The sequence below is a fragment of the Streptomyces flaveolus genome (assembly GCF_014648815.1).
GTDB classification, from domain to species: Bacteria; Actinomycetota; Actinomycetes; order Streptomycetales; family Streptomycetaceae; genus Streptomyces; species Streptomyces flaveolus.
This window is the reverse complement of the sequence record NZ_BMRV01000001.1, coordinates 345,699-363,585: the sequence shown is the minus strand read 5'-3', so window position 1 is coordinate 363,585 and position 17,887 is coordinate 345,699. Positions and strand designations below refer to the sequence as shown.

Genomic DNA, 17,887 nt, shown 5'->3' with positions numbered 1-17,887 from the left:
GCAGCGTCCCGCTAGCCCGCGCGGGTGAAGACCGCCACCGTGCGGGCCGGGACCGTGAAGGTGCCCGAGTCCCGCGCGTAGGCCGCCTTCTTCACGACGGGGTCCGCTCCGGACGCCTGCACCGGGTGCAGCCGGTAGCCGGTCCCGGCGGCCTCGCCCACCCGCTGCCGCTGCTCCTGCGGGGTCGCGTTGAAGACCACGACCAGGTCACCGAGGGTCATGGTGATCACGCCGGGTGTCTCCTCCTTGCCGGAGAGCGGGAAGGCGAGCGCCGACTGCACCTGTGCGGCCGTGGCGAGGGAGAAGGCCTTCTCCGTCGTCCGGATCTTCAGCAGGTCCCGGTACGCGGCCGAGGCGCCCCGGATCTGCGGGCAGCCGACCTTCACCGAGGTGAGCAGGGGCGCCGCGTAGGGCCACTTGTCCTTGTTGTCGGCGGCCGGCGGCAGCCCGCGGCCGAAGCCGTTGCCGTCGGCGCAGTTCCAGTGGATGGCGTTGAACCAGTCGCCGCTGTCGTAGGAGTTGCGGTCCAGCGACTTGGAGCGCAGCAGGTCGGTACCCGCCTGGGAGAGCGCGGGGCCCTGGGAGAGGCCGGCGGTGGCCATGGCGAGGACCTGCATACGGGCCCGGTCGTCGGCGGACGTGCCCTTCGGCAGCTTGAAGGCGAGCGCGTCGAACAGGGACTCGTTGTCGTGGGCGTCGGCGTAGGCGAGGGCGTCGCCCGGGGCCTCGGCGTATCCGGCGGGGGCGCCGTTGTAGTCGACCTCGGAGCCCTTGACCTCCTTGCCGTCGGTGTCCGTGAAGCGGTAACCGGCGAGGTTGCCGGAGAGGCCGACCTTGATCAGGTCCTGGTAGTGCAGCAGGCGGGCCTTCTGCTCTGCCTCGGTGCCGTTCTCCTTGGAGGAGTTGGGGTCGGTGTACAGGCCGGAGGCGAAGCCCTGGACGCCGGGGTCGGCGTCGAAGGGGCCGCCGCCGCGCACGGCGTCGCGGGCCCGGTCGGAGAAGGTCGCGATGCCGGTGCCGGCCATGTTCTTCTGGGTGGCCTGGACGAAGCGGGCGTCGTCGGCGACCTCGCCGAAGTTCCAGCCCTCGCCGTACAGGATGATCTTCTTGCCGTCGACGCCGTCCTTCTCGACGGTCAGGGCGTCCAGGGCCTTGCGGACGGCGAGGATGTTGGCCTTCGGGTGGTGGCCCATGAGGTCGAAGCGGAAGCCGTCGACCTTGTACTCCTTGGCCCAGGTGACGATCGAGTCGACGACCAGCTTGCCCATCATGGCGTTCTCGGTGGCGGTGTTCGCGCAGCAGGTGCTGTTCGCGACCGAGCCGTCGGCCAGCAGCCGCTGGTAGTAGCCGGGCACGATCCGGTCGAGGACGGACGTGTCCGCCTGGCCGCTCGCCGCCGTGTGGTTGTAGACCACGTCCATGACGACGCGCAGGCCGTCGTCGTTGAGCGCCTTGACCATCCTGCGGAACTCGACGGTGCGGGCGGTGCCGTCGGGGTCGGTGGCGTAGGAGCCCTCGGGGACCGTGTAGTGGTACGGGTCGTAGCCCCAGTTGTAGGCGTCCTTGGCGGCGGCCCTCGCCACGCACTCCTGCTGCTTGTCGGAGTCGGCCGGGTAGGACGCGAGGTCGCAGTCGACGCTCGTCCGGTCGGACTCCTTCTCGGGGATGGTGGCGATGTCGAAAGCGGGCAGGAGGTGCACGTAGGACGTGCCGGCCCGCGCCAGCTCGCGCAGGTGCTTCGAGCCGTCGCTGTCCTTGTCGGTGAAGGCGAGATAGGTGCCCCGGTGGTCCGGGTCGGCCGTCCGGTCCGCGACGGAGAAGTCGCGGATGTGCAGCTCCTGGATCTGGGCGTCCCTGAGCGGCACGGCCTTGGGCTTGGTGTAGTGCGACCAGCCGCGCGGGGCGAGCGCGCGGTCGTCGAGGTCGACGACGAGGCTGCGCTCGGAGTCGGTGGTCAGGGCGACCGAGTAGGGGTCGGTGACCTTGTTGGTGACGACCTTGCCGGCGGTGGGCGCCCAGACCTGGACGACGTACCGGTAGGGCTTGCCCTTCCAGGACGCCGGACCGGTGACGGACCAGACGCCGGTGGCGTCGTCGCGCCGCATGCCCACCGTGCGGTCGCCGATCTCCAGCTTCACGCTCTGCGCGGTCGGCGCCCACACGGACAGCGTGGGGCGGCCGTGGCGGAAGACCGGGCCTAGGCCGACCCGGGTGGCACCGGCGTAGAGGTCGTCCAGGGCGCCGGCGATCTGCACGCCGGTCGCGGCGAGCACGGCGCCGCCCGCGGCACGCTGGGAGGCGACGACCTGGCCGCGCAGGGCCTCGCGGACCCGGTCGCGGTCGCGCGGGTCGACGGACCAGGCGGTGTACGCCTTCAGGTGGGGGAACTTCGCCTTCTGGGCCTCGGTGAGGGTGGTCCTCGACAGGCGGAGCCAGTGGGCGTCGTCCGCGGTGAGTGTGCCGTTCGCGGCCTTGACCGAGCCGCTGCGGGAGGCGAGCAGCTGGGTGGAGGCGGCGCCCTCGGAGCCGTTCCAGGCGAGGGTGTTCCGGTCGATCCAGACCGCCTTGGCGGTGGTGAGGTCGACGGCGGCGGCCGAGCCCGCGGGCTGCGGCAGCAGGTACTTCTCCTGGCCGCTCACCAGCCACACCTCGTGGCCGTTCGCCTTGAGGTCCAGGGCCTGGTCGGTGGGCAGGTCCTTCTCGTCGCCCTTGTGGAGGATGTAATTGAGGCTGGTGGCACCCTCGGTGAGGGGCACCTCGAAGACCGCGCCATAGGCGTCAGTCTTCACCGGTGCCAGCGGCTTCGACCAGTCGGTGGGATTCGCGGCGCCCGTCCAGACGTGCAGGCCCCAGCCGTCGTAGTTGCCGTCGGCGCGGTGGTAGTGCAGGACGGCCTTGGTGGTGTCCTGGGCCGGGTACTCCGGCCGCTCGGTGACGACCTGCTCCTTGCCCTGCTCGATCCACACCTCGCCCGTCTGCGTGACGTCGATGGTGCGGTCGGCGGCGACGTCCTTGTTCCCGTCCTTGTCGATGACGAGGAAGCCGACGTTCGACGCGCCCGGCTTGAGCTTGACGTAGGCGAAGGCGCCGTAGGCGTCCCGGCCGGTGAAGGGGTGGGTGGCGGGCCAGGTGGTCGCCTCGCCGTCGGCGAGGTCGCCCCAGGCGTACAGGCCCCAGTCGCCGTAGTTCCCGTCCTGCCGCTTGTAGTGGACGATCGCGTAGTCGCGGGAGGCGGCGGTGGGCGGCTGTTCGACGGGCGGGGTGCCGGTCGCCGAGGCGGCGGTGGCGCTCGCGGTGCGGCCCGCCGAGTCGACGACGACCGCCTTGTAGCGCAGGGCGGTGCCGGCCGGGGTGTCCTCGCCGATGGTCTGGGTGACCTTGTAGGGGGCGTGGTCGGCGGTGCCGAGGGTGCGCCAGGTGCCGTCGCCGGTCTGGGCGGCGAAGACGACGCGGTTCAGCTGTCCGCCGTCGACGTCGGCCGTCAGCTCGACGGTGCCGGTGGCGCCGGGGGCCGGGGCCTTCAGGGTGATCGTCGGCGCGGTGGCGGGCAAGGCGAGCGGGCCGGCGGCCTTGAGGACGATCGCCGAGCCGGCGGGCACGGTGACGGTGACCTTCTTGTCGGCGCCGGACCGCACGGTGGCGTCGGTGCCGTAGAGGCCGCGGAAGGTCATGCCGGCCGAGCCGGTCGCGAAGGTGGCCGTCCTCGCCTCGTCGGCGTTGTTGAGGGCGACGACGTACTCGGTGCCGCTCTCGGCGTCGGTGCGGGAGAAGGCGTAGACGCCGGCGCCGTCGGCCGCGTAGCGCTCGGTCTGGACGCCGTCGGCGAGGGCCGGGTTGGCCTTGCGGAGCCCCGCGAGGGCGCTGATCTGCCGGTACAGCGGCGCGTTCGTGTCGTAGGCGGCCTCGGCGTGGGTGCGGTCGGTGCCGAGCTGGTCGTCGTCCAGGTAGTCGGCGGTGCGGGAGGCGAAAATCGGCTGGCGGGCGTCCTTGTCGCCGCCGGCGCCGGTGAAGCCCTGCTCGTCGCCGTAGTAGATCACCGGGTTGCCGCGGCTGAGGAACATCAGCTCGTTGGCGAGCTTGTCCTTCTTCAGCAGTTCGGCGTCCGTGGCCTTCGGGTCGTCCTGCTTCAGGAAGGTGCCGATGCGGCCCATGTCGTGGTTGCCGAGGAAGGTGACCTGCTCGTAGGCGTTGGCCTTGTCGGTCGTGTACTTCCAGTCGTCACCGAAGACGGAGGCGAGCTTTTGGGCGCTGCCTCCCTGGGAGGCGTACGCGCGGGCCGCGTCCTGGAAGGGGAAGTCCAGCGTGGAGTCCAGGCGGCCCCGGGTGACGTACGGGGAGGTGACGGAGGTGTCGGCGGAGTAGACCTCGCCGAACATGAAGAAGTCGTCGCGGCCCCGCTTCGCCGCGTAGGCGTCCAGCGCGGTGGCCCACTGGGTCCAGAACTCCATGTCGACGTGCTTCACGGTGTCGATCCGGAAGCCGTCGATGGCGAAGTCCTTCACCCACCGCTCGTAGATCTTCTCCATGCCGCTGACGACCTCGGGCCGTTCGGTCCACAGGTCGTCGAGGCCGTTGAAGTCGCCGTACGTGGCCGACTCGCCGGCCCAGGTGGAGTCGCCCCGGTTGTGGTACATGGCCGGGTCGTTGAGCCAGGACGGGACCTTGAGGTTCTTCTTCGCGGCCGGCACCGTCGGCGTGCGCGGGAAGGACCCGGTGTCCACGCGGGGGAAGCGGCGGGTGCCGTCGGCGTAGTCGGCGTCGTCGAAGGGCTGCCCGTCCTCGGTCAGGTACGGGAAGGCGCCCTTGGAGAGGTAGTCGTAGGACTTCTCCTCGTAGTCGACGACGTCGGCGGTGTGGTTGGTGATGACGTCGAAGAAGACCTTCATGCCCTTGGCGTGCGCCTTGGCGATGAGGTCCTTGAGGTCCTGGTTGGTGCCGAAGTGCGGGTCGACCTGGGTGAAGTCGGTGATCCAGTAGCCGTGGTAGCCGGCGGAGGCGTTCTGGCCGGTGCCCTGCACGGGCTGGTTCTTGAAGATGGGCGCCATCCAGATGGAGGTGGTGCCCAGACCCTTGATGTAGTCGAGTCTCTCGGTCAGGCCCTTGAGGTCGCCGCCCTGGTAGAAGCCCTTGTCGGTGGGGTCGTAGCCGGTGGTGAGACGGGTGCCGGTCAGGCCGCCCTTGTCGTTGCGGGTGTCACCGTTGGCGAAGCGGTCCGGCAGGACGAAGTAGAACTGCTCGCGGGTCAGGTCGTGGCGGGCGGCGGTCTTCGCCAGCTTCGCGTCCGACGGGGGTGCGGGCGGGGCGTCGGCCCGCGCGGCGAGGGGTGTCAGGAGTGTCGCCGCGAGCGCGGCGACGGTGACGGCCGCGATCCGTGGGGCGGCGGCCCCTCCGGATGCGGCGGTGCGGCGCTTCACAGGCGCCGGCCATCTCGGTATCACCGGTGTGAACTCCTTGCGATTACGGCTCGATCGGGTCCGACCCCGGCGTGACCGTAGCGCCGACGCAAGTCTTGCGGCAAGGGTCGTGAAAGTAACGGAAAGGAATTTCACGACCCTTGCTCGTGACACGTGTCCGGCAGGCGGTCAGGAGCCGGTCAGCAGCCGGACCTGCCCGCGTACAGGGCGAGCGCGGTGTTGGCTCCCAGCGTCGCCGTGAACTGGCCGGAGCCGTTCACGGTCACCGGCCTGTTGCCCTGGACGTCGCAGTACGTCCCGGCCGGCAGCGAGGTCTGGTAGGTGCGGGTCAACGCGCCCGACTCGTGGTTGATGGCGACGTAGCCCTTGGTGCCGCGCCCGAAGGCGACGGCGTCGTTGCCGTTGTCCCACCAGTTCGTGACCGCCTGGCCGCGCGTCGCGTTGCGGAAGGCGACCATCGACTTGATCTCGGGCCAGGCGTGCTGGCACTTCCAGCCGTCCTGCCAGCAGGCGTTCACCCGGCCGCCGTTGGGGGGCCCGGCGTCCGTGCTGGACCACTCGTAGCCGGAGTTGACGTCGGGGGCGCCGTAGGGCCAGGCCAGCATGAAGACGTTGGCCAGGGTGTAGGTGGCGTTGTCCTTGTAGCTGAGCGTGGAGCCGTTGCGCTCGGTGTCGTGGTTGTCGACGAAGACACCGGAGACGCCGCTGCTCATGTAGCCCCAGCCCTCGCCGTAGTTCTTGAGGTAGGCGAGGTTCTCGTTGTTGAAGACGCGCTTGAGGTCGTACGCGTACCGGAACTCCTGCACGTCGCCGTTGCCGGTGTACTCGGTGGGCTGCACGGCCTCGCCGGCGCCGTGGATCACCTCCTGCTTCCAGTACACGGACGGGTTGGACAGCCGGGACTTGATGTTCGCGAGGTCGGCGGCGGGAATGTGCTTGGCCCCGTCGACGCGGAAGCCGTCGACGCCGAGGGAGAGCAGGTCGTCGAGGTAGCCGGCGATCTTCCCGCGGACGTACTCCTCGCCGGTGTCCAGGTCGGCGAGGCCGACCAGCTCGCAGTGCTGGACGTTGTACCGGTCCTGGTAGTTGGTGACCTGGGCGGTGCAGTCGTCGAAGTCGTACGAGGAGTACAGCCCGGGGTAGCCGTACTTCGTGTACGACGAGCCGCCGGTGCCGGTGCCGCTGCCCGCGGACATGTGGTTGACCACGGCGTCGGCGACGACCTTCACCCCGGCGGCGTGACAGGTGTCCACCATGTTCTTGAAGGCGGTGCGGTCACCGAGCCGGCCGGCGATCTTGTAGCTGACGGGCTGGTACGAGGTCCACCACTGCCCGCCCTGTATGTGCTCGGCGGGCGGGGAGACCTGGACGTAGCCGTACCCGGCGGGGCCGAGGGTGCTGGTGCACTCCTTGGCCACGGAGGCGAAGTCCCACTCGAAGAGGACCGCGGTGACGTCCTTGGTGCCGGGCGGGGAGGCCTGCGCGTTCGTTGGGCTCATGACAAGGGCGGCCGCCGCCAGAGCGACGGCCCCCGTGAGGGCTCTGCGTGCCATGTGGGGGTTCCTTCTTCGTTGAAGGCTCTTGCTGAAAGCTTCAGCAAGATTTCGGTGACGCAGATGTTAAAGGCCCGCCGCCCGAAAGGGCAGCGGGCCGTAGGCAATTGAACGAAAATTCTTGCCGGACCTCCGTCGGGCGGCGCCGTCAGGCCGTCGTCCACCACACGGTGGTGTCGGCCGGCACCTTCGCCTCGCCGTTCGCCTCGGTCACCTCGCCGCTGGCCAGCAGCACGCGGCCGTGGGCGGGCACCGCCACCGACTCGCCGGTGGTGTTGGCCACGCACACGAACTCCCCGCGCCGGAAGGCGAGGACGCCCTCGGGCGCCCGCAGCCACTCCACCGCGTCGCCGGCACCCAGGTCGGCCTGCTCACGGCGGACGGCCAGCGCGGTCCGGTACAGCTCCAGCGTCGAGCCGGGCTCACCGGTCTGGGCCTCGACGCTCAGCTCGCCCCAGTTCGCGGGCTGCGGGAGCCAGCTGCCGCCGTCGCCGAAGCCGTACGACGACCCCGTACGCGTCCACGGGATCGGCACCCGGCAGCCGTCGCGGAAGCCGTCCTGGCCGGCGCCGCGGAAGTACGCCGGGTCCTGGCGCACCTCGTCGGGCAGGTCGACGACGTCCGGGAGGCCCAGCTCCTCGCCCTGGTAGACGTAGGCCGAGCCGGGCAGCGCCAGCATCAGCAGGGTGGCCGCGCGGGCCCTGCGCAGGCCCAGCTCACGGTCGCCGGCCAGACGGATCTGGGTGCCGAGGCCCGCCGGGTTGGCGAAGCGGGTGGCGTGCCGGGTGACGTCGTGGTTGGACAGCACCCAGGTGGCCGGGGCGCCGACGGGGCGCATGGCGTCCAGGGTGCGGTCGATGACCGTGCGCAGCTCCTCGGCGTCCCAGTGGGTGCCGAGGTACTGGAAGTTGAACGCCTGGTGCAGCTCGTCGGGGCGGACGTAGTTCGCCGTGCGTTCGACGGTCGGGGTCCACGCCTCGGCGACGAAGATGCGCTCACCCGAGTACTCGTCGAGGATGAGCCGCCACTGCCGGTAGATGTCGTGCACACCGTCCTGGTCGAAGAACGGCATGACATCGTTGCCCAGCAGCTTCAGCTGCTCGTGCGATCCAAGGTCGGGCAGCCCCTCCGCCTTCACCATGCCGTGGGCGACGTCGATACGGAAGCCGTCCACGCCCATGTCCAGCCAGAAGCGCAGGATGGAGCGGAACTCGTCGCCGACGGCCGGGTGCTCCCAGTTGAAGTCGGGCTGCTCGGGGGCGAACAGATGCAGGTACCACTCCCCCGGCGTGCCGTCGGGCTCGGTGACCCGGGTCCAGGCGGGGCCGCCGAAGATGGACTCCCAGTCGTTGGGCGGCAGCTCGCCGCTGACGCCCTTGCCGGGGCGGAAGTGGTAGCGGTCGCGGGACGGGGAGCCGGGGCCCTCGGCGAGGGCGCGCTTGAACCACTCGTGCTGGTCGGAGGAGTGGTTCGGGACCAGGTCGACGATGATGCGCAGGCCCAGCCCGTGGGCGTCGCGGATCAGCGCGTCCGCGTCCAGGAGGGTGCCGAACATGGGGTCGACTGCCCGGTAGTCGGCGACGTCGTAACCGGCGTCGGCCTGCGGGGAGGCGTAGAAGGGGCTGAGCCACACGGCGTCCACGCCCAGGTCGCGCAGGTACGGCAGGCGGGTGCGGACACCCTCCAGGTCGCCCATGCCGTCGCCGTTGCTGTCGGCGAAGCTGCGCGGGTACACCTGGTAGATGACCGCGTCGCGCCACCAGTCGCGGCGCCGCGTGGCGGTGGCGGTGGCAGAGGTGGGGGCCGGTGCGGCGGAAGGCTGCTGGCTCATGGCGTCCTTGTACGTAACGGGGCGGTTCGGGTCATGGATGCGTGGTGGTGTCCGGCGACGGGGGACGAGACGGCCGCGGTGCCGGCGGGGTCGGATGGGCACCGCGGCCGCCACCCGCGCGGTGAGGCGCGGGAGTCGGTGGGGCGGGCGTCAGCCCTTCGTGCCGCCGGCGGTGAGGCCGGTCACCAGGTTCTTCTGCACCAGGTAGAAGAACGCGGAGACGGGTATCGCGACGAGCACGGCGGTGGCCGCCATCAGGTTGCGCTGCGCGTCGTGCTCGCTGACGAAGCTCTGCAGACCGACGGCGAAGGTGTACTTCGAGTCGCTCAGCATGAACGTCGAGGCGAAGGCGACCTCGCCGAAGGCCGTGATGAAGCTGTAGAAACCGGCGACCGCGAGACCCGGCTTGGCGAGCGGGAGGATCAGCCGGAAGAAGGTGCCGAAGGGGTTCAGCCCGTCGACCCGGCCGGCCTCGTCGATCTCGAACGGAATGGTGTCGAAGTAGCCCTTGAGCAGCCAGGCGCAGTAGGGCACCGCGGTCGAGCAGTAGACGAGGATCAGACCGAAGTAGTTGTCGATGAGCTGGAGCTCGGACAGGATCTGGTACATCGGCACGATCAGCACCGCGATGGGGAACATCTGCGTGACCAGCAGGACCCACATCAGCTTCCGGTAGCCCGGGAAGCGCATCCGCGAGACCGCGTAGCCGGTGGTGGCGGCGACCATGACGCCGATGACCGTGGTGCCCAGCGAGACGATCAGCGAGCTCTTCAGCCAGTCGAAGAAGGCGGTGTGCTGGAGCACGAAGGCGTAGTTGTCGAAGGTCATCTTCGACCAGATGCCCCCGGGGTGCAGGTAGTCGTCCTTGTCCGGACCGAGGGACAGGTAGACCAGCCAGGCGATCGGGAAGAGCGCGACGAGGCTCGCGACGATCAGGATGCCGTGGGAGGCGAGGGACGAGACGCGGCTGCGTTCACCCCGGGGCACCCGGCGTGCGGGGGCGGCGGAGGCGGTGGCCTTCTCGGCCGGAGCCTCGGTCGGCACGGTGGTGGTACTCATGGCGGCTCCTGCCTCAGTTCGCGAGCTGCTGCTCATTGCGGTTCAGCCAGCGGCGGTAGAAGGAGGTGAAGACGATCAGGATGGCCAGCAGCAGGATGCCGTATGCGGCGGACTGCGCGAAGTCGCGCGGCTGCTGTCCGAAGCCGAGCTGGTACGCCCAGGTGACGAGGATCTGGGCGTCGGGGGCCGTGTTGCCGAAGAGCAGGAAGATCACGGCGAACTGGTTGAACGTCCAGATGATGCCGAGCAGCACGACGGTGGAGCTGACGGACCTGAGCCCCGGCAGGGTGACGTAGCGGAACCGCTGCCAGGCGCCCGCGCCGTCCATCTCCGCCGCCTCGTACAGGCTGGCGTCGATGGACTGGAGGCCGCCGAGGAGCGAGACCATCATGAACGGCACACCGCACCAGGTGTTGACCATGATCGCGGCGAACCGCTGCCAGAAGACGTCCTCGAGCCACAGCGGCGTCGGCAGGTGCAGTGTCTCGAGGGCGGAGTTGATGATGCCGCTGTCGGCCAGCATGAAGCGCCAGCCGAAGACGGTGACGAAGGTCGGCACCGCCCACGGCAGGACCAGGATCAGCCGGTAGAAGGTGCGTCCGCGCAGCTTCTGGTTGAGCAGCAGCGCGAGGCCCAGGCCGATGAAGTAGTGCAGGCCGACACAGAGCGCCGTCCACACGATCGTCCAGATGAAGTGCGACCAGAACCGGTCGTACGACGTCGGCCCCCACAGGATGTCGGCGTAGTTGTCCAGGCCGATGAACTTGTAGGTGGCGTCGATGTGGTTGACACCGATGGTGCGCGCGGAGTTGAGGCTGTTGGCGTCGGTGAGCGTGAGATAGAGGCCGTACACCAGCGGGTACAGCACGAGGACGCCGAGCACGACGGCCACCGGCGCGATCATCGCGTAGGCGTACCAGTGCTTCTGGTATCCGTCTTTCACACGCCGGCCGAGGCCGGGCCGCGGGGTGCGGTCACCGCGGCGCTTGCCGGTCGCGCGGTCGATGGCGACTGTCATGGTTCGACACCTTCGGGAGCAGCAGGAAGATCAAGGGGTACGACGCGCGGGCCGGTGGCCGCCGGATCCCCTCCCCCCTGGACGGGGGACCCGGCGGCCGCCCGGACTCACTTGCCGAAGTCCGGCACCAGCTTGGTCATCGCGGTCTCGACGTCACCGAGGCCCTCGTCGAGGGACTTCTTGCCGCCGGCGATCTGGGGCAGCTCGTCGTCCAGCGGGCCCCACAGGGAGCTGTACTCGGGCAGCGCCGGGCGCGGCTGGGCGGCGGGCAGGACCGTCTGGTAGCCGGCGATGCCCGGGTCGGCCTTGACCTGGGCGGTGTAGGCGTCGTCGCGGGTCGGCAGCGTGGAGTTCTTCAGCGCGACGGTCTCCTGGGACTTCGCCGACGTCATGAAGTTCACGAACTTCAGCGCTGCGTCCTGGTGCGCCTTGTCCGAACCGGCGTACACGGACAGGTTGTGGCCGCCGGTCGGGGCGCCCGCCTTGCCGGTGGAGCCGGCCGGGACGGTGACGATGCCGAGGTTGTTCTTGTCCTTGAACGCCGAGCCCTTGTAGAAGTTGGTGATCTCCCACGGGCCCTGGATCGTCGAGGCGACCTTGCCGTTGACGAACGCGTCCTGGATGTGCGCGTAGGCGTCGGCGGTGGTGTCGGCCTTGTGCAGGCCCTTGCCGTCGAACAGGCTCAGCCAGGTGCCGTAGGCCTTCTGGGCCGCGGGCGACTTGACGGTGATCTTCTTGGCGTCGGCGTCGACCGTGTCGGTGCCCTCGCCGTACAGGAACGGCTGGGCGTAGTAGCCCGCGGTGGAGCCCCAGAAGCCGTCGACGCCGGTCTTGTCCTTGATGGTGGCGGCGGCCTTCTTCAGGTCGTCCCAGGTCTTGGGGGCCTGGACGCCGGCCTTCTCGAACAGGGCCTTGTTGTAGACGAAGGCGAGCGTGTCGGTGACCAGCGGCACGCCGTAGGTCTTGCCCTCGTACTTGGCCTGCTCGATCAGGTTGGGCTGGAACTTGGCCTGGTCGGCGAGGGCCTCGGTGCCGTCCAGCGGCAGGAAGAAGCCCTTCTTGGCGAAGGCGGGGGTCCAGCCGACCTCGGAGCGCAGCACGTCCGGGGCGCCCTTGGAGCCGGCGGCGGTGTCGAACTTGTTCTGCGCCTGGTCGAAGGGCACGTTGACGAAGTTGACCTTGATGCCCTTGTTGGCGGCCTCGAACTCCTTGACCAGGGCCTTGTAGGTCGGCGCCTCGTTGGTCGCGTTGGAGGTGTCCCAGTAAGTGATGGTGACCGGTCCGCCGGACTCGCTGTCGCTGTCGCCGTCCCCGCCGCACGCCGTCGCCGCGAGGGCGAGGGACGCCACCAGAGCGGTGGCCGCTATGCCACGCCGCATGAGTTCTCCTTGAGGGTGAAAGCCCGTGTGGTGCAGGGTCGCGGGCCCGTCCGCCGCTCCTGCCGACACCGACCGCGTCATTGCCGCCGTCGGGCGACGTGAACGTAACAGCGATGTAAGCGCGGCGAAAGGTCTTGCTGCAAAAAAGTGCAAGAGATCTCCGAAGTTATCCGTGCGTGACCTCCCAGCGACCGTCGTGAGACGCTTGTTTACGGGCCACGAGCGGTATCGGGCCGGTTGTGCAAGACTCTGCAAGCTCTTGCCGCCACTTTCTCGAGGGAGCGCGATGACGCAGCAGCCCGCGCCGGGCCGTCCAACTGGCCGCCCACGGCGCCCGGTCGGTGTGCAAGGCGCCCTCCGACAGGTACAGTCCACCCCTGTGACCACACGGCTTGCCGACATCGCCGCCCAGGCGGGCGTGAGCGAAGCGACGGTCAGCCGCGTCCTCAACGGGAAGCCGGGCGTCGCCGCCACCACCCGACAGTCCGTGCTCGCCGCCCTCGACGTCCTGGGCTACGAGCGCCCCGTGCGACTGCGGCAGCGCAGCGAGGGCCTGGTGGGTCTGATCACCCCGGAGCTGGAGAACCCGATATTCCCGGCCCTGGCCCAGGTCATCGGCCAGGCACTGACCCGCCAGGGCTACACCCCAGTCCTCGCCACCCAGACCCCGGGCGGCTCCACGGAGGACGAACTGACGGAGATGCTGGTCGACCGCGGGGTCGCCGGCATCATCTACGTCTCCGGACTGCACGCCGACACCACCGCCGACATGGAGCGCTACGAGCGGCTGCGCGCCCAGGGAGTGCCCTTCGTCCTGGTCGACGGCTTCTCCCCGAAGGTGCAGGCGCCGTTCATCTCCCCCGACGACCGCGCCGCGATGAGCCTGGCCGTCACCCACCTCGTCTCGCTGGGCCACACCCGCATCGGGCTGGCCCTCGGTCCGAAGCGGTTCGTGCCGGTGCAGCGCAAGATCGAGGGCTTCGTCCGCACCGTCCAGGAACAACTGGACCTCGACGCGCGGACCGTGGAGACGGAACTCGTCCAGCACTCCCTCTACACCCTCGAGGGCGGCCAGGCCGCGGCCACCGCGCTCATCGAGCGGGACTGCACGGCGGTGGTCTGCGCCAGCGACATGATGGCGCTGGGCGCCATACGGGCGGCCCGGCAGCGCGGGCTGGACGTGCCCAAGGACGTCTCGGTCGTCGGCTTCGACGACTCGCCGCTGATCGCCTTCACCGACCCGCCGCTGACGACCGTCCGCAAGCCGGTCCCGGCGATGGGGCAGGCGGCGGTGCGCACGCTGCTGGAGGAGATCGGCGGGACTCCCGCGCCGCACAGCGAGTTCGTGTTCATGCCGGAGCTGGTGGTGCGCGGTTCGACCGCCTCGGCGCCGGGCGACCGGCATCGGTCCTGACCGCTCCCCGGGGGCAGCGGGTGCGGCCCGGACCCGGGAGGGGGATGATCGGTGGGAGAAGGCTTTTCTGGCAGACTTCATGCCTATGGGTGACGCGACCGTGAGGACTCGGGAGCGCCTGGAAGAGGGCGCTCCGCACCCCGTCACGGAAGAGACGGGGCGGGGGTTCGTGCGCCGTCTGCGCAGGCCGCGCCGGCCCCGCCTGTGGTTCGAGATCCTGCTGATCGCGCTCAGCTACTGGACGTACTCGCTCGTCCGCAACGCCGTGCCGGAGCAGCGGGGGCAGGCGCTGCGCAACGCCGACTGGATCTGGCGGGTCGAGCAGCAGCTCGGGATCGCCGTGGAGGAGTCGGTCAATCGTGCCGTCGACTCGGTGACTTGGCTGGTCGTCGGCATGAACTACTACTACGCCACGTTGCACTTCGTGGTGACGCTGGGTGTGCTGGTCTGGCTGTTCCGCAGCCATCCGGGGCGGTACGCGGCGACCCGTCTGGTCCTCTTCGCGACGACGGGTGTGGCCCTGCTCGGTTACTACCTGTATCCGCTCGCCCCGCCCCGGTTGATGAACGGCGGGCACTTCATCGACACGGTGATGGTCCACCAGACGTGGGGGTCGATGGCGTCCGGCGACCTGAAGAACATGTCCAACCAGTACGCCGCGATGCCGTCGATGCACATCGGGTGGTCGGTGTGGTGCGGGCTGACGATCTTCGCGCTGGCGTCGGTGCCGTGGGTGCGGGTGCTGGGGCTGGTGTATCCGGTGCTCACGCTGGTGGTGATCGTGGCGACCGCGAACCATTTCTGGCTGGACGCGGTGGGGGGTCTGCTGTGCCTGGCCTTCGGTTACGCGGTGGCCCGGGTGTGGTACGGGAGGCTGCCGTATGCGTTGCCTCGGGCGGTGCCCGGGGCTGGGGCGCGGCGGGGGGCGTGGTGGCCCACGCGCGCCTGAGAGTGCGAGGTGGGAGCCGGAGTGCGTGACCCGGGGCCTGTGACGTGCGGGGTGCCGGTGCGCGGGGGTGGGTGGTGTGGCCCGGCGCAGCTGGGGTCGACCAGGGCATCCGGGGGGCCGGGCTACTCGTAGAACAGGTCCTCCACCACCGTTCGGGCACGGCGGGCCGTGCGGCGGTATTCGTCCAGCATGTCGCCCGCGTGGCCCGGGCCGTGACCGAGGTAGCGGCCCACCGCCGCCAGTTCGCGCGGGTCGGTCGGGAACGTGTCGCCGGCCCGGCCGCGCACCAGCATCACCGCGTTGCGCACCCGCGTCGCCAGCACCCACGCCTCGTCCAGCATCGCGGCGTTCTCCTCCGAGATGAGCCCCGCCTCGCACGCCGCCGCCAGGGCCTGCCGGGTCCTGGTCGTGCGCAGGCCGGGTTCCGCGTGGCCGTGCCGCAGCTGCATCAGCTGCACCGTCCACTCCACGTCGGACAGGCCGCCCGGACCCAGCTTGGCGTGCAGCTTGGGATCGGCGCCGCGCGGCAGCCGCTCGGACTCCATCCGGGCCTTGAGCCGCCGGATCTCCCGTACGGCCTCCTCGGAGAGCCCCTGCGCCGGGTACCTCAGCGGATCGACCAGCTCGGTGAAGCGCCGCCCCAGGTCCTCGTCGCCGGCGACGAACTCGGCCCGCAGCAGCGCGTGCGACTCCCACGTCAATGACCAGCGCCGGTAGTAGGCGGCGTACGACTTGAGCGTGCGCACCAGCGGTCCGGACTTGCCCTCCGGCCGCAGGTCGGCGTCGACGATCAGGGGCGGGTCGGCGCTGGGCACCTGGAGCAGGCGGCGCATCTCGGCGACCACCTTGTTCGCGGCGTCCGCGGCCTCCCGTTCGTCGACCCCGTCCCGGGGCTCGTGGACGAACAGGACGTCGGCGTCCGAGCCGTAGCCCAGCTCGTGCCCGCCGAAGCGGCCCATGCCGATGACCGCGAACCGGGTGGGCAGGGTGTCCCCCCAGCCCTCGCGCACCACGGCCCGCAGGGTGCCCGCCAGCGTCGCCGCCGTCAGGTCCGACACCGCGGCGCCGACCCGGTCCACCAGGGCGCCCTGATCGGCCTCGACGGGCTGCGCCTCGGTGCCGTAGGAGCCGACGATGTCGGCGGCTGCCGTACGGAACAGCTCACGGCGCCGCACGCCGCGCGCCGCCGTGACCGCCTGGACCGCGCCGTCCGCGCGGCGCACCGCGGCGAGTACCTCCTGCTCCAGCTGGGCCCGCCCGCGCGGCGCCAGCCCCCCGGCGTCACCGTCCCCGAGGAGCGCCACCGCCTCGGGCGCCCGCATCAGCAGGTCCGGGGCGAGCCGCCCGGCGGACAGCACCCGGGCGAGGTTCTCGGCCGCCGCGCCCTCGTCCCTCAGCAGCCGCAGGTACCAGGGCGTCTTGCCGAGCGCGTCGGAGACCTTGCGGAAGTTGAGCAGGCCCGCGTCCGGGTCGGCGGAGTCGGCGAACCAGCCCAGCAGCACCGGCAGCAGGGTCCGCTGGATCGCGGCCTTGCGGGTGACGCCGGAGGCCAGCGCCTCCAGGTGCCGCAGGGCGGAGGCCGGGTCGGCGTACCCGAGGGCGACCAGCCGCTCGCGGGCCGCGTCGGGGCGCAGCCGGGTCTCCCCCGGCGCCAGCTGGGCGACCGCGTCGAGCAGCGGTCGGTAGAACAGCTTCTCGTGCAGGCGGCGCACGACGGAGGCGTGCCGCTTCCACTCGCGCAGCAGCCCGGTGACCGGGTCGTTGCGCAGGCCGAGGGAACGCCCGAGGCGCCGCAGGTCGGCCTCGTCCTCGGGCACGAGGTGGGTGCGCCGCAGCCGGTGGAGCTGGATGCGGTGCTCCATGGAGCGCAGGAAGCGGTACGCCTCGTCGAGCTGGGCGGCGTCCGCCCGGCCGACGTAGCCGCCCGCGGCGAGGGCCTTCAGCGCGTCCAGCGTCGTGCCGCTGCGCAGCGACGTGTCGGCCCGCCCGTGCACGAGCTGGAGCAGCTGCACGGCGAACTCGACGTCGCGCAGGCCGCCCGGGCCCAGCTTGAGCTGGCGGTCGACCTCGGCGACGGGGATGTTCTCCACCACCCGGCGGCGCATCTTCTGCACGTCGGCGACGAAGTTCTCGCGTTCGGCGGCCTGCCACACCAGGGGCTGGAGGGCGGCGACGTACTCGCCGCCGAGGGCCAGGTCGCCGGCGACCGGGCGGGCCTTGAGCAGCGCCTGGAACTCCCAGGTCTTGGCCCAGCGCTGGTAGTAGGCGACGTGGCTGCTGAGGGTGCGCACCAGCGGGCCGTTGCGGCCCTCGGGGCGCAGGTTGGCGTCGACGGGCCAGATGGTGCCCTCGACGGTCGTCTCGGAGCAGATCCGCATCATGTGCGACGCGAGGGAGGTCGCGGCCCGCAGCGCCTTGGTCTCGTCGGCCTCGGCGATGCCTTCCGCGGGCTCGCCCACGAAGATGACGTCGACGTCGGAGACGTAGTTCAGCTCGTGTCCGCCGCACTTGCCCATCGCGATCACCGCCAGCCGGCACAGCGCGGCGTCCTCGGGCGCGGCCTCCTCGGCGAGCCGGAGGGCGGCGCGCAGGGTGGCGGTGGCGAGGTCGGCGAGCTCGGCGGCGGTCTCGGCGACGTCGATGGTGCCGCACACGTCGCGGGCGGCGATGGACAGCAGGCAGCGCCGGTAGGCGACGCGCAGGGAGACGGGGTCGGTGGCCCCGGCCAGGCCCCGCTCGAACTCCGCCACCCCCCGGTGCAGGTCGCGCGGCTCGTAGGTGACGAGGGCCTGCCAGTCGCCGGCGTGCCGGGCGAGGTGGTCGGCGAGCGCCTCGGAGGCGCCGAGCACGCCGAGGAGGCGGTCGCGCAGCGGCTTGGCCGCTATCAGGGTGTCCAGCAGCTCCCGGCGCGCGGTGGGGTCGGGCTGTGCCTCCAGGAGGCGGACCAGGCCGTGCAGGGCGAGGTCCGGGTCGGCGGTGGCGCCCAGTGCCTCCAGCAGGACCGGGTCGTTGCGGACCGGTGCCAGCTCCACGCCGTCCAGCAGCCGCTCGGCGGCCGAGGGATCGGTGAAGCCGTGCCGCAGCAGTCGCGTGAAGGTACTGCTCCTGCGCCCCGGCGCCGTCATCTCGGCCTCCTGTCGGACCTGCGGGCCCGGTGGCACCGGACCCGTCGGATCAAGGTCGTACGGCCTTGAGCGTAACCGGGGAGCCGCGGCCGGGCTCAGGCGCGGACGGCGCCGTCCGTGATCCGGTACGTCGCCGCACGGGGAG

At 70.8% G+C, this 17,887-nt stretch carries 9 protein-coding genes; 2 read left to right on the top strand and 7 right to left on the bottom strand.

Annotated features, from left to right (window positions below; translation table 11 throughout):
• Positions 1–11: 11 nt before the first annotated feature.
• The 6 genes from pulA to IEZ05_RS01600 form a co-directional block, all read right to left on the bottom strand.
• Positions 12–5,438 (bottom strand): pullulanase-type alpha-1,6-glucosidase, encoded by a 5,427-nt coding sequence (gene pulA, locus IEZ05_RS01625; protein WP_189228121.1) that lies wholly within the window; start codon positions 5,436–5,438, stop codon positions 12–14.
• A gap of 155 nt (positions 5,439–5,593) precedes the next feature.
• On the bottom strand, positions 5,594–6,967 hold the full coding sequence (locus IEZ05_RS01620; RefSeq protein WP_189228120.1) for an alpha-amylase: 1,374 nt from the start codon (positions 6,965–6,967) through the stop codon (positions 5,594–5,596).
• Between the two features lie 148 nt (positions 6,968–7,115).
• Positions 7,116–8,798, bottom strand: a complete 1,683-nt coding sequence (locus IEZ05_RS01615; RefSeq protein WP_189228119.1) for a glycoside hydrolase family 13 protein — start codon at positions 8,796–8,798, stop codon at positions 7,116–7,118.
• A 150-nt stretch (positions 8,799–8,948) separates the two neighbouring features.
• Positions 8,949–9,857 (bottom strand): sugar ABC transporter permease, encoded by a 909-nt coding sequence (locus tag IEZ05_RS01610; RefSeq protein WP_189228118.1) that lies wholly within the window; start codon positions 9,855–9,857, stop codon positions 8,949–8,951.
• 13 nt (positions 9,858–9,870) lie between these two features.
• Positions 9,871–10,875: a carbohydrate ABC transporter permease gene (locus tag IEZ05_RS01605; RefSeq protein ID WP_189228117.1), complete on the bottom strand. Its 1,005-nt coding sequence runs from the start codon at positions 10,873–10,875 to the stop codon at positions 9,871–9,873.
• Between the two features lie 107 nt (positions 10,876–10,982).
• Positions 10,983–12,254, bottom strand: a complete 1,272-nt coding sequence (locus IEZ05_RS01600) for an extracellular solute-binding protein (protein WP_189228116.1) — start codon at positions 12,252–12,254, stop codon at positions 10,983–10,985.
• Positions 12,255–12,633: 379 nt separating this feature from the next.
• Between IEZ05_RS01600 and IEZ05_RS01595 the strand changes: the two genes are divergently transcribed.
• A complete protein-coding gene (locus tag IEZ05_RS01595) occupies positions 12,634–13,668 on the top strand; it encodes a LacI family DNA-binding transcriptional regulator (protein ID WP_189228115.1) in 1,035 nt (344 codons plus the stop codon).
• Between the two features lie 85 nt (positions 13,669–13,753).
• Positions 13,754–14,617 carry a phosphatase PAP2 family protein gene (locus IEZ05_RS01590; protein ID WP_189228114.1) on the top strand — a complete coding sequence of 288 codons (864 nt, stop codon included), beginning with the start codon at positions 13,754–13,756 and terminating at the stop codon, positions 14,615–14,617.
• A gap of 122 nt (positions 14,618–14,739) precedes the next feature.
• Here IEZ05_RS01590 and IEZ05_RS01585 read toward each other — a convergent pair whose 3' ends face one another.
• Positions 14,740–17,742, bottom strand: a complete 3,003-nt coding sequence (locus tag IEZ05_RS01585; protein WP_189228113.1) for a bifunctional [glutamine synthetase] adenylyltransferase/[glutamine synthetase]-adenylyl-L-tyrosine phosphorylase — start codon at positions 17,740–17,742, stop codon at positions 14,740–14,742.
• Between the last annotated feature and the right edge of the window lie 145 nt (positions 17,743–17,887).